The 19,528-nt window shown below is 63.4% G+C and carries 21 protein-coding genes; 15 read left to right on the top strand and 6 right to left on the bottom strand.

Translation table 11 applies throughout. The features are described 5' to 3' along the window. The first annotated feature begins 56 nt into the window (after positions 1-56). Both fbaA and AC1DJB_RS14375 read left to right on the top strand, forming a co-directional pair. Positions 57-1,148, top strand: a complete 1,092-nt coding sequence (gene fbaA, locus AC1DJB_RS14380) for a class II fructose-bisphosphate aldolase (protein ID WP_268819367.1) — start codon at positions 57-59, stop codon at positions 1,146-1,148. Next, positions 1,148-1,567, top strand: a complete 420-nt coding sequence (locus AC1DJB_RS14375; protein ID WP_059388503.1) for a DUF3151 domain-containing protein — start codon at positions 1,148-1,150, stop codon at positions 1,565-1,567. Before fbaA ends, AC1DJB_RS14375 begins: the two co-directional genes overlap by 1 nt. A 144-nt stretch (positions 1,568-1,711) precedes the next feature. On the opposite strand, the gene AC1DJB_RS14370 is transcribed toward AC1DJB_RS14375, so the two are convergent. Continuing rightward, positions 1,712-2,344 (bottom strand): uracil-DNA glycosylase family protein, encoded by a 633-nt coding sequence (locus AC1DJB_RS14370; RefSeq protein ID WP_059388504.1) that lies wholly within the window; start codon positions 2,342-2,344, stop codon positions 1,712-1,714. Between the two features lie 269 nt (positions 2,345-2,613). Continuing rightward, a complete protein-coding gene (locus AC1DJB_RS14365) occupies positions 2,614-4,305 on the bottom strand; it encodes a phospholipase C (protein WP_059388505.1) in 1,692 nt (563 codons plus the stop codon). Between the two features lie 373 nt (positions 4,306-4,678). Here AC1DJB_RS14365 and AC1DJB_RS14360 point away from each other — a divergent pair, with 373 nt between their 5' ends. From AC1DJB_RS14360 to AC1DJB_RS14315, 10 genes are all read left to right on the top strand, one after another. Beyond that, positions 4,679-5,968 carry an adenylosuccinate synthase gene (locus AC1DJB_RS14360; RefSeq protein WP_441433184.1) on the top strand — a complete coding sequence of 430 codons (1,290 nt, stop codon included), beginning with the start codon at positions 4,679-4,681 and terminating at the stop codon, positions 5,966-5,968. A gap of 393 nt (positions 5,969-6,361) precedes the next feature. Beyond that, entirely contained in the window at positions 6,362-6,916 is a 555-nt protein-coding gene (locus tag AC1DJB_RS14355) for an RNA polymerase sigma factor (protein WP_059388507.1), read from the top strand. Further along, positions 6,913-7,707: a hypothetical protein gene (locus AC1DJB_RS14350; protein WP_441433185.1), complete on the top strand. Its 795-nt coding sequence runs from the start codon at positions 6,913-6,915 to the stop codon at positions 7,705-7,707. The genes AC1DJB_RS14355 and AC1DJB_RS14350 overlap by 4 nt, the downstream gene beginning before the upstream one ends. Positions 7,708-7,719: 12 nt before the next feature. Further along, a complete protein-coding gene (locus tag AC1DJB_RS14345; protein WP_059388508.1) occupies positions 7,720-8,145 on the top strand; it encodes a CoA-binding protein in 426 nt (141 codons plus the stop codon). A 71-nt stretch (positions 8,146-8,216) separates the two neighbouring features. Beyond that, on the top strand, positions 8,217-9,059 hold the full coding sequence (locus AC1DJB_RS14340; protein WP_306964136.1) for a polysaccharide deacetylase family protein: 843 nt from the start codon (positions 8,217-8,219) through the stop codon (positions 9,057-9,059). Between the two features lie 26 nt (positions 9,060-9,085). Then, positions 9,086-9,487 carry an MmcQ/YjbR family DNA-binding protein gene (locus tag AC1DJB_RS14335; RefSeq protein WP_441433186.1) on the top strand — a complete coding sequence of 134 codons (402 nt, stop codon included), beginning with the start codon at positions 9,086-9,088 and terminating at the stop codon, positions 9,485-9,487. Positions 9,488-9,569: 82 nt separating this feature from the next. Then, positions 9,570-10,199, top strand: coding sequence for a hypothetical protein (locus AC1DJB_RS14330; RefSeq protein ID WP_441433187.1), 630 nt, complete (start codon positions 9,570-9,572; stop codon positions 10,197-10,199). A 209-nt stretch (positions 10,200-10,408) separates the two neighbouring features. Next, entirely contained in the window at positions 10,409-11,818 is a 1,410-nt protein-coding gene (ngcE, locus tag AC1DJB_RS14325; protein WP_307052874.1) for an N-acetylglucosamine/diacetylchitobiose ABC transporter substrate-binding protein, read from the top strand. Further along, positions 11,815-12,840 (top strand): carbohydrate ABC transporter permease, encoded by a 1,026-nt coding sequence (locus tag AC1DJB_RS14320; RefSeq protein WP_172465567.1) that lies wholly within the window; start codon positions 11,815-11,817, stop codon positions 12,838-12,840. Before ngcE ends, AC1DJB_RS14320 begins: the two co-directional genes overlap by 4 nt. Continuing rightward, positions 12,840-13,733: a carbohydrate ABC transporter permease gene (locus tag AC1DJB_RS14315; protein WP_059388511.1), complete on the top strand. Its 894-nt coding sequence runs from the start codon at positions 12,840-12,842 to the stop codon at positions 13,731-13,733. The genes AC1DJB_RS14320 and AC1DJB_RS14315 overlap by 1 nt, the downstream gene beginning before the upstream one ends. Positions 13,734-13,830: 97 nt before the next feature. Here AC1DJB_RS14315 and AC1DJB_RS14310 read toward each other — a convergent pair whose 3' ends face one another. After that, positions 13,831-14,688 (bottom strand): DUF1206 domain-containing protein, encoded by an 858-nt coding sequence (locus AC1DJB_RS14310; protein WP_059388512.1) that lies wholly within the window; start codon positions 14,686-14,688, stop codon positions 13,831-13,833. Positions 14,689-14,770: 82 nt separating this feature from the next. On the opposite strand from AC1DJB_RS14310, the gene AC1DJB_RS14305 reads away from it, so the two are divergent. Beyond that, positions 14,771-15,064, top strand: a complete 294-nt coding sequence (locus AC1DJB_RS14305) for a DUF503 domain-containing protein (RefSeq protein WP_441437771.1) — start codon at positions 14,771-14,773, stop codon at positions 15,062-15,064. Between the two features lie 81 nt (positions 15,065-15,145). Here the strand turns inward: AC1DJB_RS14305 and purL are convergent, their stop codons facing one another. Genes purL through purS form a run of 3 tightly spaced genes read right to left on the bottom strand, consistent with a single transcriptional unit; the run spans position 15,146 to position 18,469 of the window. Then, positions 15,146-17,464, bottom strand: coding sequence for a phosphoribosylformylglycinamidine synthase subunit PurL (gene purL, locus AC1DJB_RS14300; protein WP_284988638.1), 2,319 nt, complete (start codon positions 17,462-17,464; stop codon positions 15,146-15,148). Beyond that, the gene (gene purQ / locus AC1DJB_RS14295) at positions 17,461-18,216 is read right to left on the bottom strand and encodes a phosphoribosylformylglycinamidine synthase subunit PurQ (protein WP_441437772.1); all 756 of its coding nucleotides are present in this window, start codon (positions 18,214-18,216) and stop codon (positions 17,461-17,463) included. Before purQ ends, purL begins: the two co-directional genes overlap by 4 nt. Before the next feature lies 1 nt (position 18,217). Continuing rightward, on the bottom strand, positions 18,218-18,469 hold the full coding sequence (gene purS / locus AC1DJB_RS14290; RefSeq protein ID WP_028265707.1) for a phosphoribosylformylglycinamidine synthase subunit PurS: 252 nt from the start codon (positions 18,467-18,469) through the stop codon (positions 18,218-18,220). Between the two features lie 351 nt (positions 18,470-18,820). Here purS and AC1DJB_RS14285 point away from each other — a divergent pair, with 351 nt between their 5' ends. Together AC1DJB_RS14285 and AC1DJB_RS14280 are read left to right on the top strand one after the other, a co-directional pair. Beyond that, the gene (locus tag AC1DJB_RS14285; protein ID WP_059388516.1) at positions 18,821-19,006 is read left to right on the top strand and encodes a hypothetical protein; all 186 of its coding nucleotides are present in this window, start codon (positions 18,821-18,823) and stop codon (positions 19,004-19,006) included. A 135-nt stretch (positions 19,007-19,141) separates the two neighbouring features. Then, complete coding sequence (locus AC1DJB_RS14280; protein WP_059388517.1) at positions 19,142-19,432, top strand: DUF1540 domain-containing protein; 291 nt, start codon at positions 19,142-19,144, stop codon at positions 19,430-19,432. Positions 19,433-19,528: the final 96 nt, after the last annotated feature.

Genomic DNA, 19,528 nt, shown 5'->3' with positions numbered 1-19,528 from the left:
AAGTGTTACCCGTCTCCGTGACCGGAAACACGGTGTCGGATTCTTCAGTCGCTAGGATGGTGCCTAGCCGTATAGGTCTACTCCAGGGTCAACAAAACCCACAGACGAAAATCAGCATAGGAGTCAGCATGCCCATCGCAACCCCAGAGATTTACTCCGAGATGATCGACCGCGCGAAGGCCGGTGGATACGCGTTCCCGGCAGTGAACGTGACCTCGTCGCAGACCCTGAACGCCGCCATCCGCGGCTTTGCCGAGGCCGAATCGGACGGCATCATCCAGGTCTCCACCGGTGGTGCTGCCTACTGGTCCGGCGCCTCCGTCAAGGACATGGTTGCCGGCTCCTTGGGTTTCGCGGCTTTCGCCCGCGAAGTCGCCAAGAACTACAACGTGAACATCGCCCTCCACACGGACCACTGCCCGCAGGACAAGCTGGCTGATTTCGTCCTGCCGCTGCTGGCCGCTTCCGAGGAAGCCGTCAAGGCCGGCAAGGACCCGATCTTCAACTCGCACATGTGGGACGGTTCGCACGAGACCCTGTCCGAGAACCTGCGGATCGGCCGCGAACTCCTGGAACGCGCAGCTGCGGCCAAGATCATCCTCGAGGTTGAAATCGGCACGGTCGGCGGCGAGGAAGACGGCGTCGAGAACGAGATCAACGAGAAGCTCTACACCACCACCGAAGACGCCCTCGCCACCATCGAGGCACTCGGCGCCGGCGAGAACGGCCGCTACCTGACCGCCCTGACCTTCGGCAACGTGCACGGCGTGTACAAGCCGGGCAACGTCAAGCTCCGCCCCGAACTGCTCAAGCAGATCCAGGCCGAGGTCGGTGCCAAGATCGGCAAGACCAACCCGTTCGACCTCGTCTTCCACGGCGGCTCCGGCTCCACCGAGCAGGAAATCGCTGACGCTGTTTCCTACGGCGTCATCAAGATGAACATCGACACCGACACCCAGTACGCGTTCACCCGCCCGGTTGCCGGACACATGTTCTCGAACTACGACGGCGTCCTGAAGGTCGACGGCGAAATGGGCAACAAGAAGACCTATGACCCCCGCGTCTGGGGAGCCTCCGCCGAAGCCGGCATGGCTGCCCGCATCGTGGAAGCCGCAAAGCAGCTCGGTTCGGTAGGCAAGACCTTCTAATGTCCGACGAATTCCGCAAGAACCTGATGGGCCCGGAGCCGACGCTTCTCCCTGCCGAGACCGAGGTGTACCAGCACCTTGCCTTGGGGCAGGAGGCCCTGGACCTCGTGGCCAAGTACCCCACGTCTTCGTTGCTGTGGGCGATCCTGGCCGAAGAAGCCTGGGCTGACGGCCGGACCATCGATTCCTATGCGTATTCCCGCGTGGGTTACCACCGCGGACTGGATTCGCTGCGGCGCAACGGTTGGCGCGGCGTCGGGCCCATCCCGTGGGAGCACGAGCCTAACAGGGGATTCCTGCGCGCCCTGTACTCCCTCGGCCGGGCGTCGGCTGCCATCGGCGAGGCTGAGGAACCGGAGCGGATCGAGAAATTCCTGAACGACTCCGATCCCGCCGCGAAGGCAGCGATCGAAGGCTAGGACAAGTGAATTAAACGCCGACGGCGGCCTCCCACTCAGGTGGGCGGCCGCCGTCGCGCTTTCCCCACCCAACTAACTCGCAGTTAATGTCGTTATGAGGCGTCATAACGACAACAAATGCGAGTCAGTTGGGTCGGGCGGGTCCTAGGAGACCGGGGTGAGGCCGGTCCGGGCCATGGCCTCGGCGTAGGCGCCATGAATGAGGTCCAGGTACTCCTGCTGGCGCGTGGGGGAGCCGGCGAAGGAACGCCCACCGAGCGAGCGGACCTTGAATGTCTTGAAGCCGCGGCGGTGGATGCTCTGCGGAGCAGCCTTCATCAGCTGGTCTGCCAATCGATGGGCTTCATTGCCGTGGGCTACCAGCACGGACGTGCGCGGCACGATCGCCAGCAGGCGCAGGAGCGGTTTGAGGCCTTCGGTGATGTTGGCAGGAGTCAGCTTGCCCGGTTCGCCGTCGGGCTCGATCCACGGGTAGACGTTCCACGGCATCATGAGTTCGGGACGAAGGCCCAACTGCCACTGCATGCCCACCATGCGGGTGGTGGCATCCGCGTCACCCGGGACGATGAAGCCCGAGCCCTCCGTGGTGCGGGTGTTGGAGAAAAGGCTGATGATGCGGCACTCGTCAACGCTGTGGACGGGGTCCACGTAGAGGACTTCGCTGCCCGGCTTCTGTTCTTTGAGGGAATCGCAAAGCCCCGTGACCTCGGCGATGTGGGGTTCGAAACGTCGGTTCCAGAGCTGCTCTTCGCGTGTTTCAGTCGCCAGGTCTTGCATATGGGCTTGGGTCTCCTACGTGTAGCGAGGCGCACTTATCCGGCCGGGAGCGGTTTGCCGCGACCGGTCAGATTGGGTGCAGTGTTGGGGGCTGGTTAACTCTACCGGAACGGCGGTGAGCTGTGGGGTGAATCGGGACTTCTGTGGTGGGACTCTCGACGGCGGGAGCCGGCTTCCGGGCATGGACCGGGCCGTGCGCTAGGCCGTACGTTAACGGAAACGGCACCATCCCGATGCATTCGGGACGGTGCCGTTTCGGAAGTACCTTGCTACTGCTTGTTCTCGTTCTGGTCGTCGCTTTCCTTGGTCCGGGAGACCACGGTGCCGTTCGATTCGTTGAGGATAAGCTTCACGTCCCGCGCGTTGTCAAAGTTGAACATCGCGTTGATGGAGCCGGCCTTGGCGTCCGCCGAGGAGTCGCCGATCTGGCCGGTGTGCCAGTTGTCCTCGATGAAGCGAAGGATGGATGACTGGTCCGTCTGGGTGTGGTCCACGAAGTTCTTCTTCGCGAAGGGCGAGATCACCACGAGCGGCTGGCGGGGGCCGGGGCCGCAACGGTCCGCATAGCCTCCGGCCATCGGGACACCCTTGTTGTACGCGTTGAGGCACCATGCGGCGTCGTCAGTGGTGTTGGAGGAGTTCTTCACGCCAGCCGCGACGTGGTCGTACCAGCCATCGGAGTCATCGTAGGCGAGGACGATTGCGGTGTTTTCCCAGTTCTTCGAGTTCTGGATGGCGTTCACCTGCTGCGTGATGAACTTCTGCTCGTCCAGGGGATCGGAGTATCCGGCGTGGCCGTCCTGGTAGTTACCCGCCTTCAGGAAGGAGACTGCAGGCATGTTGTCCGAGTTGACCACCTTCGCGAAGTCCGTGGTGTCGTACTGGTGGTTGGCCTGGCCGTTGTGTCCGATTTCGTCCACGCTGGCCGGAGCAAGGTGGTGGGGGTTGGACGTTGACTTGTAGTACTGGAACGGCTGGTGGTGCGGGTTGTAGTCAGTCACCGTGGCACCCGCGATGTTGGTGTGGGTGGTCATGCAGGCTGCCGGCGTGGTGTCCGTGGCCGGCGTCGTCGGGGCGAAGCCGCCCTGGAACCAGCCCCAGCTGACGCCCTTGTCGTTGAGCAGGTCGCCGATGTTCTTGCCCTGCATGCCGGCGAGGTTGTTCTTGCTTGCGTGGCTCTTGTTGGAGCAGTCGTCGTAGACCGGATCCGGGTCTTCCGTCATGGTGCCGACGCCGTTCGCGTCAGGGAACTTGACCGTGTAGTCGCTGCTTGCCGGTTTGACGGGCTGTCCGGCGGCGGTGAATTCGGTGACGCCGTGGGTCTGGCCGGACACGAGGTTGAGCGCGCCGGGGCTGGACGGGCCGAAAACGGTGCTGAAGTGTGAGTCGCTCATGGCGAAGTTCTGGGCGTAGTTCCAGATCCCGGTGACGGTGTTGCCGTCGTAGTAGTCCATGGTGAGCCCGGGACGCCCGAACTGGCCACCCGAACAGGTGTCCATACTCGTGTTCTCGACGAACTTGTTCATCAAGCCACCGTTGTAGGCCTTCTGCTCCGCGGTGTATTCGTGGTCCTGGTCGCACGTGATTGCCTGGCCCGGAGTCAGCCGCTGTGGTTGGACCGAGTTGGGATTGTTAGGTGCCAAGAGCTTGTCGTTGGCGAGGGTGGCGATGTTCTTCGGCGTGTTCTTGGCCGCCGTGAACGCGGGAGCCGCTGCGCCGCTGCCTTGCTGGGTTTCGCCGGCCGTGTTGGCTGCCTGCGGATACGTCGCGAAGTAGTGGTCGAAGGAGACGTTCTCGCCGAAAATTACGACGACGTGCTTGATAGGCGTCGCGGTGTCCTTGTGGTCGTTATTGGCCGAGGCCGGCGTCAGGCCGAACCCGATCATGCCGGCAGCGATCGTGGATGCTGCGAGTGCGCTCACTCCTGCCGTTGACAAGAGCCGCTTGTTGCGAAAATTCATCGATTTCCCTTCAGATTCACGGAAGTGCCCGCTGGGGGTGAGGATTCACAAAGAATGTAGCCGCTCGCCTGGGGCCCGAGGGCCGTTTTGGAGGCTCGAAGCGGACTGTTTGGGAAGAGTTCACATTCTGCTCACGGGGAACTTCGAGGGCGCCCTCCCTGTTTTCATGTCGCCTTCCGACCGTGTGACAACAGGTCCAAGAGCCGCATCGGCTAAACTTGGCTGGTAAGAGCCCCGGAACTCTTGCTGATCCCGCCGATGAACTTTTGCGAAAGTCTGCGGGCAGGACCGAAAGATTCGGGGCGTTCTCATGTACGGCGCTGAGCCTTGGTGATCCCGCCAGGACCGGCCCGAAAGAATGGGGGAGGATCCCATGCCAGCTATCGTGATCGTCGGAGCCCAATGGGGCGACGAAGGCAAAGGCAAAGCAACCGACCTGCTCGGTGGCCGCGTTCACTACGTGGTCAAGCCCAACGGCGGCAACAACGCCGGGCACACCGTTGTGGTGGGCGGTGAGAAGTATGAGCTCAAGCTCCTTCCTGCCGGCATTCTGAGCCCCAACGCGATTCCGATCATCGGCAACGGCTGCGTGGTGAACCTTGAAGCGCTGTTCCAGGAGATCGATGGCCTGGAAGCCCGCGGCGCAGACACCTCCCGATTGCGTGTCTCCGCGAATGCCCACCTCGTGGCGCCGTACCACCAGGTGTTGGACAAGGTCACGGAGCGCTTCCTCGGCAGCCGCGCCATCGGCACCACAGGCCGGGGCATTGGCCCGGCCTACATGGACAAGGTGGCCCGCCTGGGTATCCGCGTGCAGGATGTCTTCGACGAATCGATCCTCCGCCAGAAGGTGGAAGGCTCGCTGCGCCAAAAGAACGAGCTCCTGGTCAAGGTCTACAACCGCCGCAATGTGGTGGTGGACGAGATCGTGGAGTACTTCCTGTCCTACGCCGAGCGCCTGCGGCCGCTGGTCATTGACAGCACGCTGGTCCTCAACAACGCACTGGATGAGGGCAAGGTGGTCCTCATGGAGGGCGGCCAGGCCACGTTCCTGGACGTCGACCACGGCACTTACCCGTTCGTGACGTCGTCCAACCCGACCGCCGGCGGCGCGTCCGTTGGCTCGGGCATCGGACCCACCCGGATCTCGCGGTCCATCGGCATCATCAAGGCCTACACCACGCGCGTCGGCGCCGGCCCGTTCCCCACGGAGCTCTTCGACGAGATGGGCATGTACCTGCAGAAAACAGGCGGCGAGTTCGGCGTCAACACCGGCCGCCCGCGCCGCTGCGGCTGGTACGACGCCGTCCTGGCCCGCCACGCATCCCGCGTCAACGGCTTCACGGACTACTTCGTCACCAAGCTGGACGTCCTGACCGGCATCGAGCAGATCCCGGTCTGCGTGGCCTACGACGTCGACGGCGTCCGCCACGACGAAATGCCCATGACCCAGACCGAATTCCACCACGCAGTGCCGATCTTCGAGTACTTCGACGGCTGGACCGAGGACATCACCGGCGCCAAGACGCTCGAAGACCTCCCCGAGAACGCCCGCCGGTACGTGCTGGCCCTCGAGAAGCTCTCCGGCACGCGCTTCTCCGCGATCGGCGTCGGCCCGGACCGGGACCAGACGATCGTGGTGCACGACCTCATCGAGGACTAGTCACCACAGCTAAATCACGACGTCGGCGGGTCGCCCTTTCAGGGGTGGCCCGCCGTCGTGCGTTCCGCGCCAAAAGGCACACAAAACGCCGTCGGAAAAAACTTTTGGAATCCGCGTAACCCTTTGGGGTGCCCCGACGATTACCTCTTTGAAAGGCCGAGCTGAAATTTGTCCCCCATCATGTTTCAGCTCGGCCCTTTTCATGTCTGAAGGGGTTTCGTGGATGTGCAAAAAGTCCGGGAGAGGCAGGTCCCCGGAACCGAAGGCTGGTCCTTGGGCATAGCGGGAGCAGCGGTTAAGCTAGGTGAGGTTGCCAGGCCCTGCCGCGTTTGGGCGGCACCGAGGATCTCGCATGGATCCGGACATTCGCTCCCCAACGAAAGCCACGCTTCAGTGACCGACGCCTTGACCGATGCAGCATTGCTGGCCCTTCGCGGCCGCGAAGCTGAACTGTTCAGCGCCGTCTACCAGGCCTTTGCGGGCCAGGTGCTCGGCTACCTGACGGCGAAAGGTGTCTCGGATCCCGAAGCTGTCACACAAGACGTTTTTCTTGCCGTCCTGCCTCGCGTCGAGACGATCACGGGCGGCGTCAGCGGTCTGCGGACGTTCGTGTTCTCGGTGGCCCATGCCCGGATGGTGGATGACCATCGTCGGCAAAGCAGGGCACCTGAGCACCACGAGTTTGAACCTGAACGTGACACGCGCCAGTCGAATTCGGCAGAAGCCGAAGCGATGAACCGCGTGGCGCCCGGGGAAGTCATGGCGCTGCTGGACCTCCTTGGGGAAGATCAGCGGGAAGTCCTGACCCTTCGTATTGTTGCCGGTCTGACCGTTGACCAAGCAGCCGAAATCATGGGGAAAAGCCAAGGCGCAGTCAAACAACTGCAGCGCCGGGCGTTGAATTCACTCCGCGAGCACTCGGTAGTAAAGGAATACGTGGCACCATGATGCGTTGGGATTGCAAGGACATTGACCGCGACGCGGTCATCCTCGAGCTCATGCTTGAGGCTGGCCTCACGGACGCCCCTGAAGTCACGGATTCGTTGAAGGCACTGGAATCGTTTGCCTCCATGCCGGCGCCTGTCCCCGGCCCCGCGCTCGCGGCGATGTTGGCTGGCTCGGCTGTGGGCGAGACTCTTCCCCTCGACGAGCTCGGCAAGCGGCGTCAGTTGCGCAAGCATCGCCCCGCCGTTATTGGTGCTGCGGTCCTGACCGCCATGGGCCTGGGTGTTGGTGGCGTTGCGGCCGCGAGCGGCGGATTCAGCAAGGGAACGCCGGAATTCATGCAGACGCTGATCTCCGGCTGGGCGCCCGCTTGGACCACAGCTCCGCCGTCGCTGGTACCTCCGGCCCCCGCCCAGGACTCCCCGAAGGTTACGACGCACCCGGCGCCCGTTGACCTGCCGCCGGCGCCCCCGGTGGCGGGCCCCTCGGCGGATCCCGTGGTCACTGCTCCAGCTGGTACTGGCGAGGCGGCGCACGAGCCGGAAGCACCGGCGGCCGGTCGGGCTCCGGCAAGCCAGCCAACGCAGGAGCAAGCCCCGAAGGCAGCCCACACCGAGCCTAAGAACGATTCGCAGGGAATCCTTCCGCAGCCCAAAACCGCCATCCCATCAGCCCCCACGGCGAAGGACCTCCAAAACGGAGTGCAGCAAGCAGTCGAGAACACCCAGGACGACGTGTCCCTGAAGCCTGCCGGGCCCTCGCTGCGTTGGCTCCTTGGACTGCTGTCCCGCTAGTAGGCTGAAGCTATGACACATGTCAACGATCCGGCAGTCATAGACCGGCTGATGCGAACAAAGGGCCGCTGGGCCATCGTGGGACTCAGCACGAATGAGTGGCGCTCCGCGTTCGAAGTAGCCCTCTACGTTCGCGACACCATGGGCATGGAGATCATCCCGATCAACCAAAAAGGCGAGGACGTCCACGGCGAAACCGGGTACAAATTCCTTGCGGATGTGCCGCTTGAGAAACAGCCCATCGACGTCGTCGATTGCTTTGTGAACTCCTCGCGCGTCGGCGCGGTGGTGGACGAAGCGATTGCCGTGGGAGCGAAAGCTGTGTGGCTCCAGCTCGGAGTCATTGACGAGGATGCAGCGGAGCGGGCCAAAGCTGCGGGCCTGGACGTCGTCATGAACGCTTGCCCGGCCCAGATGGGCTGGCGGAGCGGCATTTAGCCGTCGTTTTCTGTTAACCGGCCGCTGGTATGTTTTGGAGGCAATCACCCTTTCGAGACCAGGGAATCCCCATGTGTGACCACCACCCCTCCACCGCCAGCCGGCGCACCGCGCTCGGTTTCCTCGGGGCTTCCCTCGTGGCCGGACTGGGGGCATGCGCGGTCCCGGGAAACCAGTCCGCGGAAAGCCCGACGGCGGCGCCCCGCACGGTGGGCCTCTCGCCGTCGTCGTCCGCAAGCGCCGCGGTGAGTCCCACGCCAAGCCCTGCGGGTCCCGGGCGGCTCCGGAACCCCTTCGTCCCCGACTTCACGCTGCCGCCAATCCAAGGCGGACTGGCTCCCGTGATCACCAAAATCCCCACCAAACATCCCGTGGTGTTCCTCACGATCGACGACGGACTGGTCAAGTCCCCGGAAAGCGTCCGGCTCCTCGCGGAGAACGGCTACCCGGCCACGCTCTTCCTGACGAGCAACACGGTCCGCGACAACCCCGCCTTCTTCAAGGCATTCATGGCGCAGGGGAGCCTGGTTGAAAACCACACGGTCAGCCACAACGTCAATATGACCACACAATGGGGTTACCAGCGGCAGCTTGACGACATCGCAGGCATGCAGGATTTCGCCCTCCAGCAGTATGGCCGCAAGCCCACCCTGTTCAGGCCTCCTGGAGGTACCTATTCGACCGCCATGCGGCAAGCCGTGGCCGCCGCCGGCTTGAAGGCGATCGTTACGTGGGAGGCCAAGGCCAATGCCGGGCGGATGGACTACCAGTACGGCAATTCCCTCCGGCCGGGCGACATCGTCCTGATGCACTTCCGCCCCGAATTCGCGGCGGACTTCGAGGCCTTCCGCTCGGCGCAAGTGGCTGCTGGCCTGGAAGTGGTGCTCCTCGAGGACTTCCTGGACGTTGCGTGAGGCGATCGGTCCGCTAGTCTCGCTACATGGACGCTGCGACACTCCGCCAAATCTGCCTTGGCTTCCCCGGGAGCTATGAGGACTTCCCGTTCGGCCCGGAAACCTCGGTTTTCAAGGTCCGGGCCGCCGTATCCGGCGGATCCAAGCAGGAAGGCAAGATGTTCGCCGCATCCGCCATGGACGACCAGAACCTGGCAGTAAGCCTCAAATGCGATCCCGCCTTGGCCGTGCAACTCCGCTCGGCCCATCCGGAAATCACCGGTGCCTGGCACATGAACAAGACGCACTGGAACGGCGTGCGCCTCGATGGTGCGCTCCCTGACTCCATGGTCCGGGACATGGTGGAGGATTCCTATGACCTGGTGGTTTCCTCGTTGAGCCGCAAGCAGCAGGAGCAACTGGGCTGGGCCCGGCTCGCCCAGGACTGACACGCGGACCCCGCCTGCCGCTTCGGCTAGATTGTGAGTGGACCGCACCTTCCATCGCCTCGAAGCAATCAGGAGGAGCCAGATGCTGGAACAAAAGACCCTCGATGAGCTGTGGAATTTTGAGGACCCCGCGTTGTCGGAAGCCCGATTCCGCGAAGCCATGGCCGATCCCGCCTACGATCCCTTTGAACGGGCCGAGCTCGCCACCCAATTGGGCCGGGCGATCGGCCTGCAGGGCCGCTTCGAGGAGGCGGACGCCCTCCTGGACGGGATCGACGCCGAAGAGGAGCCCACCATTGCGGTGCGGATCCTCCTGGAGCGCGGCCGCCTGCTCAGCTCCGCCGGCCACCCTGCCATGGCCGTTCCGCTCTTTGAGCAGGCCGCCGAGATGGGCGACCTCCTGGGCGAAGATTTCCTCGCTGTGGATGCACTCCACGTGCTGGCCATCGCCGACTCCGGACACCAGGAATCGTGGACGCGCAGCGCGCTTGAGTACGCGTCCGCCGTCGAGGATGCACGCACCAAACGGTGGATGGTTTCCCTGCACAACAACCTCGGTTGGGCGATGTACGACGACGGTCGCCGCACCGAGGCGATGGTGGAGTTCCAGCTCGCCGAGCAATGGGCTGAGCGGGTAGGAACCGAGCAACAGCAGCAATGGGCGCGCGAGGCTATCGCCCAGTGCGCAAAATCCCTGAATTTACGGGGCTAAAACACCCAAACGACCCCGACGGAGGGCAGGATCGTCAGATCACATTTTGACAAAAGTTGATTGAAACTGCCCTCAAATATTGCTTTTCAATCACTCGTGGTGAAGTATGTCACACGAAGGGCGCGTCGCAGCGGCGGTGCCCTGACCGATCGACTGCCGGCCGAGGCGCCGTCAGCGTGAGGTACTACGAGTCTCTGGAGGGTTTTAGGATGAACGTTCAGCAGCAGTCTTTTGCACGCCGCGGTTTCCTCCGCGGCGCGCTTGCCGCGGCCGTGCTTGTGCCGTTGGCCGGCTCGATGGCGTCCTGCGCGGGGGGTGGCGGCGGAGGAACAACTGGTCCAACGGGAACCGTCTCGGACACCAATCCCTTCGGCATGGCAGACAAGTCCACCGTTGACGCAGTGATCTTCAAGGGCGGGTACGGAATCGACTATGTCGACTTCGCGGGCAAGGGCTTCGAAAGCGCACATTCAGGTTCCACTGCCAAGATTTCCCCGTCCACGGACATCGCACAGGAACTGCAGCCACGATTCGTCGGAGGCAACCCGCCGGACCTGATCGACAACTCGGGCGCCAAGGCAATCGGCTTCAGCACCATCCTGGCCCAGCTTGAAGACCTCACCAGCGTGGTCAACGCCAAGAACCTTGAGGGCAAGGTCATCAAGGACACCCTCTACGGCGGAGTGCTCGCCCCGGGTACCTTCGAGGGCAAGCTGGCGGCCTTGAACTACGTCCTGACCGTCTACGCGATGTGGTACTCGGATGCCCTGCTCAAGGACAACGGCTGGTCCGTTCCAAAGACCTGGGATGAGATGTACGCGCTCGGGGAGCAGGCCAAGGCCAAGGGCAAATACCTGTTCGTCTGGGGCAAGGAAGCCGCCACGTACTACCAGGAAATGGCGATCGCCTCCGCTATCAAGGAGGGTGGCCACGACGTTCGCCTCGGCCTTGAAAACCTGAAGGCAGACTGCTGGTCCCACCCCGCGCTCCAGAGCGTCTTCACCGCCCTGGAAAAGATCGTCAAGGCAGGCCACTTCAAGCCAGGTGGCTCGGGCACGCAGTTCACGGCAGCACAGGCACAGTGGAGCAACGCCCAGGAAGCAGTGTTCTACCCGTCCGGTTCGTGGATCGAAAACGAGATGAAGGACCAGACCAAGGCCGGCTTCAAGATGACCGGTGCGCCCGTCCCCTCGGTGACCACCAGCTCCAAACTGCCGTACGCGGCACTGCACAGCGCAGCGGGCGAGCCCTTCGTGGTTCCTTCACAGGGCAAGAACGTTCCCGGCGGCAAGGAATTGCTCCGCGTCATGCTCTCCAAGGACGCTGCGACCAACTTCGCCAAGACCAAGCTGGCCCCCACCATCGTCAAGGACACCGTTCCCTCCGATGGCTTCGGCTCCACGGCACTCGTCTCCCAGACGAAGCTGCTCAGCGACGCGGGCGACAACATCTACACCTGGAACTTCGTTGACCTTTACGGCACCAACAAGGACCAGCTGGTTGTGTGGAACACGTTCCTCGATGGAAAGTCCGATGTCGCCACACTGACGTCGGACCTGCAGAAGATCACCGACAAGGTCCGTAACGACAGCTCGGTCAAGAAGATTGAAGTGAAGTGACTTCAGTGAAAGCAAAAACCCTCCGGGTCGACGGCGGCGCGTCCGCCGTCGTCGTTCCGGATACCGCACCACCCGTCTACAAGAGGCGGCGCAAGCCCCTGACGTTCGACAAGGTCAGTTTCTTCGTGGTCTTCCTGGGCCTGCCCCTGGCGATCTACCTCCTCTTTGTGATTTGGCCTTTCATCCAGGCGTTCGGCTACTCCCTGACTGACTGGAGCGGTTTCTCGCCCGACCAGAACTTCATCGGACTCGAGAATTACCGGAAGCTCTTCACGGATGACATCTTCATGAAGGCCATGGGGAACAACATCCTGCTGGTCATCTGCCTGCCCATCATCACCATCATCCTCAGCCTGGTGCTGGCAACCTTGGTGACAGTGGGCGGCAGCAGCAAGGGCCAGATCAAGGGCCTGCGCAACTCCAGCTTCTACCGGGTTGTCTCTTTCTTCCCCTACACGATTCCGGCGATCGCCATCGGCATCATGTGGGGCCAGATCTACGATCCTTCCGGGGGTCTGTTGAACGGCATCCTCACTTCCCTCGGCATGGACCAATTCAAGTCCTACGCGTGGCTTGGAGATAAGAACACCGCCATGATCGCCACGATGTTCGTGATCGTGTGGGGCTTCATCGGCTTCTACATGGTGCTCTTCGTGGCGGGTATCAAAGGTATCCCCGCCGAACTGTTCGAGGCGGCCCGGATTGACGGCGCGGGGCGCTTCCGCACTGCCGTGTCCATCACCATCCCGCTGATCCGGGACAACATCCAGACGGCGTACATTTACATGGGCATTTTGGCGCTGGATGCCTTCGTCTACATGGCCGCCCTGAACTCCGGCGGTGGTCCGGACAACTCCACCCTGGTGATGTCGCAGCAGCTCTTCTTTACCGCCTTCACGAAGGGCCAGTTCGGACTGGCCAGCGCCATGGGCGTTGTGCTGGCCGTAGCCACCCTGATCTTCTCCGGCCTCGTGTTCCTGGTCAACAGGCTCACTGGTGGCGACAAGGATGTGTCCCTCTGATGACTACCAAAATAGCCAGCCAGGAAATGAAGTCGCTGCACTTCAACCCGCGCAAACCGGCCACGACACCAGGGGACAAGGTGGTGGGCGCCGTTTCGCACACTGCCCTGACCATCTGGTCGCTGATCGTGATCCTGCCTTTGTTGTGGACTTTCATGTCCTCCTTCAAGACCTCCAGCGAGATCTTCGCTTCGCCGTTCGCCCTGCCCTCCCAGTGGCGCTTCGACAACTACGTCAAGGCCTGGACCGAGGCCGGCATCGGAAGCTACTTCCTCAACTCCGTGATTGTGGTGGGCTGCGCCCTGGTCATCGTCATGGTCCTCGGAGCCATGTGCGCCTACGTCCTGGCGCGCTATGTCTTCTTCGGTAGCAAGGCGATCTACTACCTCATGCTGGCCGGGCTCACGTTCCCGATCTTCCTCGCCATGGTGCCTTTGTTCTTCGTCATGAAGAGACTCGGCCTCCTCAACACCCTCCCGGGTTTGACCTTGGTGTACGTCGGCTTCGCGCTGCCGTTCACGGTCTTCTTCCTGTTTTCCTTCTTCAAGTCGCTCCCTCACGAAATCACGGAAGCGGCTGCCTTGGATGGAGCAGGCGAGTGGCGGACGTTCTTCCAGGTCATGCTGCCGATGGCCAAGCCGGGACTCGCTTCCGTGGCCATCTTCAACTTCCTGGGTTTGTGGAACCAGTTCCTGATTCCGGTGGCCATCAACGCGGCCGGGCCACGCGTGCTGTCCCAAGGACTGGCCGCTTTCGCCGGCCAAATGGGTTATGCGGTGGACTTCGGCGCCTTGTTCGCAGCAGTCACCGTCACGGTGGTTCCGGTCCTGATCGTCTACGTCATCTTCCAGCGCCAGCTGCAGGGTTCGGTGTCGCAAGGCACGTCCAAATAGCACAACCTGGCTAAAAAAGCGCCCGACGGCGGTTCCCACCTTTGGTGGGGGCCGCCGTCGGGCGTTTCTGGCCACCACGCGAAGGTGAGGCCCGCCGTCAGAGCCGCTGGTAACGGGAGCGGAACAAGGAGTAGACGCCGTAGGCCATCAGTCCGAGGCTGACGAACCCGAGCACCCATCCGCCAAAGGGCTGTTTCAGGAAGGCCTTGAGTGCCGAGTCGAGGCCGCCTTGTTGGGAGGGGTCGTGCTCCGCCGTGGCAATCAGGATGAGCAAGCCGACTGCGCCAAGCGCCACCCCTTTTGCGCAATAGCCCACTACTCCAAGCACCGTGAACGCATCTCCCAAGGCTCCCGACGGTTTTCCCCTCAGGTTCTTTTCGTACCTGCGTGTGATCCCCAGGAAGACGTAGGTGCCGGCAGCCGCCAGCAACGCCACCCCGATGATCACCAAGAGGACAGTTCCCGGAGTGCTGGACATGAGGTCTGCACTGGTCGAGCGGGATTTCTCGCTGCTGCTGCTCGGACGGCTGAGCGCGAAGCTTCCGAAGGTCACCGCGGCAACAGCGAAGACGATCGCCTGCCCGGCTGCCTTGAGCCGATTCATCCAGGGCTTCGAGCTGCCACCCCCGCTCCACCCCATCACGGCGTCGCTCGCCATGTACAGCGCGAGGACACCGCAGGCCACTAGTCCTGCCCATAACAGGACGACGCCGCCAGGCGTGGCAGCCAGTTGGCTGACCGCACCGCTTTGGTCGGCTTGGCCGGATGCGCCCAGCGCGATCCCCAAGGCGATGATCCCGATCAGGAGGTGTATCAGCCCTAAGGCGACGAACCCGGCCCGTGCCACTACCCTGACGGTGCGTGAATCCTTCGCATCGTCTACGGCGTCACCCACCGAATCGGCACCCCGGGATACTGCGTTGCCGGCCTTGTTCGTATGATCGTCCGCGCCCATGGAGCTCCTTTAGTCTGCCCTTATCTTGCCACCGTGGGCTCCGAAGCGGGAGGGCGCGCGGACTACTGGATACGATGGGCGCATGTGGATCGCGTGGATTGAGTTCGACATCCTCCTCGGCGAAGTGCACAGCCTGAAGGAGAAACGTTCCCTCGTGCGTCCGCTGATCGCCGAGTTGAAACGGCGTTTCGAAGTCTCTGCCGCCGAGACCGGGCACTTGGACCAGCATCGCCGTGCACTCATCGGCGCGGGGGCAGTGGCGGCAGACCGGGCGCATCTCGTCGAGGTGTTCGACGCCGTCGAACGCTTCGTTGCAGCACGCCCGGAACTGGAGCTCCTGAGCGCCCGACGCCGGGACCTCCACAGCGAAGACTGAAAACACAACGCGGGGTCACTTACGGCCCATCCCGAGGGGATTCTTGGGCCGTAAGTGACCCCGCGTTGGGGTTGCCAGGCGCTAGCCGAAGTACTTCGGCAGGGTGGCCTCGTGGGCTTCGTTGAGAGCGTCCAAGGAGAGCTCGTCCACGCCGTTGATCTCCAGCTTGCCGCCGGCAGCGTCGACGACGCCGATCCGGAGGTGGGCGAAGCCGCGGGCCGTGCACATGTCCTTGAAGCGGATTTCCTCGGAGCGCGGAACGGACACGATGGCCCGGCCCTGGGACTCGGAGAACAACGCGGTGAACAGATCCACGCCGTCGCGCTCCACGAGTTCGTCCAGCGCAATCCGGGCGCCGACGCCGTAGCGGAGTGCGGACTCCACCAGGGCAGCGGCAAGGCCGCCCTCGGAGAGGTCGTGCGCGGCGTCGATCATGCCGTCGCGCGAGGCGTTGATGAGGATCTCGCCGAGCTGGCGCTCGATGGACAGGTCAACCTTCGGCGGCAAACCACCGAGGTGTCCGCGCAGGTTGGACCATTCGGAACCGTCCAGTTCCGCGGCCGTGGTGCCCAGGAGGTAGATGGCCTGGCCATCTTCCTTCCAGCCCGACGGCGTGCGGCGCGCGACGTCGTCGAGCTTGCCCAGCACGGCAACCACGGGGGAGGGGTGGATGGGCACGGTACCGGTCTGGTTGTACAGCGAGACGTTGCCGCCGGTGACCGGGACGCCCAGTTCCATGCACGCGTCCGACAGGCCACGAATGGACTCGGCCAGCTGCCACATGACGTCGGGGTCCTCGGGGGAACCGAAGTTCAGGCAGTCGCTGACGGCCATCGGGACGGCGCCGGAGGTGGCGACGTTCCGGTACGCCTCGGCCAGTGCCAGCTGTGCGCCGTGGTACGGATCGAGGTAGGTGTAGCGGCCGTTGGCATCGGTGGCCAGGGCCACGCCCAAGCCGGTTTCCTCGTCCACGCGGACCACGCCGGCGTCGTCCGGGAACGCCATGGCGGTGTTGCCGCCGACGTACCGGTCGTACTGCTTGGTGATCCAGGCCTTGCTGCACATGTTCGGCGAAGCAATGAGCTCGGTGATGGCGGCAGCCAGTTCCCCGGAAGTGGACGGGCGGCCGGCGTCCTGCACGGAGCCCGTGAAGGTATCGGCCTGGACGGAATCCTGCCATGAGGGGCGGGCAAACGGGCGGTCGTAGACCGGACCGTCGTGGGCGACGGTGCGCGGGTCGACGTCGACAATGACTTCGCCTTCCCACGTGATGATGAGGCGGCCGGTGTCGGTCACTTCGCCGAGCCAGGAGTACTCGACGGCCCACTTGTCCATGACCGCTTCAAACGCGGTGATGTTCTCCGGCGTGACAACGGCCATCATGCGTTCCTGCGACTCGGACATCAGGATCTCGCCCGGGGTCAGGGTGGGGTCACGCAGCAGGACGGAGGTCAGCTCAACCTGCATGCCGCCGTCGCCGTTGGAAGCGAGTTCGGACGTGGCGCAGGAGATGCCCGCAGCGCCGAGGTCCTGGATACCCTCAACGAGCGAACCTTTGAACAGCTCCAGGCAGCACTCGATGAGCACCTTCTCGGCGAAGGGGTCGCCCACCTGGACGGCGGGGCGCTTGGAAGGCTTGGTGTCGTCGAAGGACTCCGAGGCCAGCACCGAGGCGCCACCAATGCCGTCGCCGCCGGTGCGCGCACCGAACAGGACAACCTTGTTGCCCTTGCCGGACGCGTTGGCCAGGCGGATGTCTTCGTGGCGCATGACGCCGACTGCCAGCGCGTTGACCAGCGGGTTGCCCTGGTACACGGAGTCGAACACCATTTCGCCGCCGATGTTCGGCAGGCCCAGCGAGTTGCCGTAGCCACCGATGCCGGCAACAGCACCGTGCATGACGCGGGCGGTGTCCGGGTGGTCGATGGCGCCGAATCGCAGCGGGTCCATCACGGCCACCGGGCGGGCGCCCATCGAGATGATGTCGCGGACAATGCCGCCGATGCCGGTCGCGGCACCCTGGTAGGGCTCCACGAAGGACGGCGAGTTGTGGGACTCGATCTTGAACGTCACGGCCCAGCCGTCGCCCAGGTTGGTGACGCCGGCGTTTTCACCGATGCCCACGAGCATGTCCTTCTTCATCTCCTCGGTCACCTTTTCGCCGAACTGGCGCAGGTGGTTCTTCGAGGACTTGTAGGAGCAGTGCTCGCTCCACATGACGGAGTACATGGCGAGTTCGGCGCCCGTGGGGCGGCGGCCCAGGACCTTGACGACCTCGTCGAACTCGTTCTGCTTCAGTCCGAGCTCGGCCCAGGGGAGCTCGGTGTCCGGGGTCTTCGCGGCGTTCTCGACGGTGTCGATGTTGAACTTCTTGCCGACGGTTTCAGCTGAGGTGGTCACTGTGCGCCTCCCACGATCTTGTTCAGGACGGAAGTGAAGAAGCCCAAGCCATCCGTGCCGGCGTTGGACTCCGGACCGAATCCGGGCTCCACCGCGTGCTCGGGGTGAGGCATGAGGCCCACTACGTTGCCGGCGGCGTTGCTGATGCCTGCGATGTCGCGGCGTGAACCGTTCGGGTTCCAGCCGACGTAGCGGAACACGACGCGGCCTTCGGCCTCAAGGGCGTCCAGGGTCTTGTCGTCGGCGATGTACTGGCCATCCTGGTTCTTCAGCGGAACCGTGATTTCCTCGCCAGCCTCGTAATCCGCGGTCCACAAGGTCTTGTTGTTCTCGACGCGCAGCACCTGGTCGCGGCACAAGAACTTCAAGTGGTCGTTCTTGATCATGGAGCCCGGGAGCAGGTGCGACTCGGTCAGGATCTGGAAACCGTTGCAAATACCCAGCACGGGCAGCTTGGCGTCGCTGTTGGCGGCATCGATGATGCGGGACATCAGCGGAGCGAAGCGCGAAATCGCGCCTGCCCGCAGGTAGTCGCCATAGGAGAAACCGCCCGGGATGACCACGGCGTCCACGTCGGCCAGCTGTGTGTCCGCATGCCAAAGTGGGACGGCGGTGCCGCCTGCGAGGCGGACCGCACGGGCGGCGTCGCGGTCGTCAAGGGTGCCGGGGAAGGTGACGACGCCGATTTTGGCCCCGGCCAAATGGGGTTCGACGGCCACGGGGGCTCCGCCGATCAAAGGAAGTTCAGTCATGTCAGGCCTCGACGACCTCGACGTTGACGACGTCTTCGATCACCGGGTTGGACAGCAGGGTCTCGGCGGCCTCACGGGCTTGGGCGAGGATGGCATCGGTCACCTCGCCGTCAACGGTCAGTTCGAAGCGCTTGCCTTGGCGGACAGCGCTAAAGCTGGTGAAGCCGAGGCGGGGCAGTGCGCCCACGATGGCCTTCCCCTGAGGGTCCAGAATCTCGGGCTTGGGCATGACGTCGACGACGATCCGGGGCATCCGGTAACTCCTGTGCGTGAGCGTTGGTTAAACCTTGGTTAAAGGCTGCCGCGGAGTGGTGCCGTCTCACGCCGGAACTGCCTCCAAACAGTGTTCAGCAACAGTGTTTAACGGCAGGGTCTTACGGAATAAGGGGGGCGCTCCGCGAGCTTGCATGCCCATTCTACCGGCCAAATCGCTACATACCCTATTTGCGGGAGATCGGTGAAGAGGTGGCTACCAAGCAAAAGGTACGCGCCAATTCGCGGCGGCGCCCGCCGTCGTCGGGGGTTTTGGATGAACGACGGCGGCTCTGGCCACCGAACGGCGGCGGCTCTGGCCGGAGGTGGTTTGGCTCACTAGGATTGCGGCATGGCCGAGAACGCTAAGTCGATGGTTTTGCCCGTGGTCCTTGCCGCTGTATTTGCCGGCCTGGGGAGGATGGTTTTCCAAAGGATCATGGCGGACCGGGCGGCCCGGGAAAACCGCATTTCCGTCCCGCCGGATGCTTCAACGAGGGCCAAAATCAGCGACGCGTTGCGAGGGATCCATTCCTAGCGCGGCCTGCCCGCCGGCACCACGTTGAGCGCAATAGGGTACGCGCAAATGCGCTAATCCTCCGGGTTAAAGGCGAGTATTCGGGAGTAGCTTGGAATTACTGTCCAGGAAATTCCCCGTCCACCAGGAGGAGCAATGACCGAACACGTCGCCGAAGTGTCCGCCTGCAGCGTTGGCAGCTGCGGATTCAACCATCATGGCTGCACTGCCTTCGGGATCACCATTGGCGGAACCGCGGACCACGCATCCTGCGCCACCTTCATTGACACCACGCTCATGGGAGGACTCCCCAAAGTCCTGGCGCATGTCGGTGCATGCCAGCGCTCGGAATGCACCCACAACAACAACCTCATGTGCGAGGCCCACGATGTCCGGATCGGCCCCGGTGCCGAAGCGGCTGATTGCTTGACGTACCAGCACGCCTGAGGCGCCTTTCAGTCCTTCTTCGCCTGAATATTTGAATATCCGCACAGCGGGCACGTCCCCTTCCGACGGGGGCGTGCCCGCTGCTGCGTGCGGATG

It is taken from the genome of Arthrobacter sp. 01T428, assembly GCF_056398685.1.
Note: the sequence above shows the minus strand (reverse complement) of the source record. Positions and strands in the feature narration are given on the sequence as shown.

Excerpts from the sequence above, each read along its gene's own strand:
- fbaA (WP_268819367.1), top strand. The coding sequence starts at position 57 with ATGGTGCCTAGCCGTATAGGTCTACTCCAGGGTCAACAAAACCCACAG.
- AC1DJB_RS14375 (WP_059388503.1), top strand. The coding sequence starts at position 1,148 with ATGTCCGACGAATTCCGCAAGAACCTGATGGGCCCGGAGCCGACGCTT.
- AC1DJB_RS14370 (WP_059388504.1), bottom strand. The coding sequence starts at position 2,344 with ATGCAAGACCTGGCGACTGAAACACGCGAAGAGCAGCTCTGGAACCGA.
- AC1DJB_RS14365 (WP_059388505.1), bottom strand. The coding sequence starts at position 4,305 with ATGAATTTTCGCAACAAGCGGCTCTTGTCAACGGCAGGAGTGAGCGCA.
- AC1DJB_RS14360 (WP_441433184.1), top strand. The coding sequence starts at position 4,679 with ATGCCAGCTATCGTGATCGTCGGAGCCCAATGGGGCGACGAAGGCAAA.
- AC1DJB_RS14350 (WP_441433185.1), top strand. The coding sequence starts at position 6,913 with ATGATGCGTTGGGATTGCAAGGACATTGACCGCGACGCGGTCATCCTC.
- AC1DJB_RS14345 (WP_059388508.1), top strand. The coding sequence starts at position 7,720 with ATGACACATGTCAACGATCCGGCAGTCATAGACCGGCTGATGCGAACA.
- AC1DJB_RS14340 (WP_306964136.1), top strand. The coding sequence starts at position 8,217 with ATGTGTGACCACCACCCCTCCACCGCCAGCCGGCGCACCGCGCTCGGT.
- AC1DJB_RS14335 (WP_441433186.1), top strand. The coding sequence starts at position 9,086 with ATGGACGCTGCGACACTCCGCCAAATCTGCCTTGGCTTCCCCGGGAGC.
- AC1DJB_RS14330 (WP_441433187.1), top strand. The coding sequence starts at position 9,570 with ATGCTGGAACAAAAGACCCTCGATGAGCTGTGGAATTTTGAGGACCCC.
- ngcE (WP_307052874.1), top strand. The coding sequence starts at position 10,409 with ATGAACGTTCAGCAGCAGTCTTTTGCACGCCGCGGTTTCCTCCGCGGC.
- AC1DJB_RS14315 (WP_059388511.1), top strand. The coding sequence starts at position 12,840 with ATGACTACCAAAATAGCCAGCCAGGAAATGAAGTCGCTGCACTTCAAC.
- AC1DJB_RS14310 (WP_059388512.1), bottom strand. The coding sequence starts at position 14,688 with ATGGGCGCGGACGATCATACGAACAAGGCCGGCAACGCAGTATCCCGG.
- AC1DJB_RS14305 (WP_441437771.1), top strand. The coding sequence starts at position 14,771 with ATGTGGATCGCGTGGATTGAGTTCGACATCCTCCTCGGCGAAGTGCAC.
- purQ (WP_441437772.1), bottom strand. The coding sequence starts at position 18,216 with ATGACTGAACTTCCTTTGATCGGCGGAGCCCCCGTGGCCGTCGAACCC.
- purS (WP_028265707.1), bottom strand. The coding sequence starts at position 18,469 with ATGCCCCGGATCGTCGTCGACGTCATGCCCAAGCCCGAGATTCTGGAC.
- AC1DJB_RS14285 (WP_059388516.1), top strand. The coding sequence starts at position 18,821 with ATGGCCGAGAACGCTAAGTCGATGGTTTTGCCCGTGGTCCTTGCCGCT.
- AC1DJB_RS14280 (WP_059388517.1), top strand. The coding sequence starts at position 19,142 with ATGACCGAACACGTCGCCGAAGTGTCCGCCTGCAGCGTTGGCAGCTGC.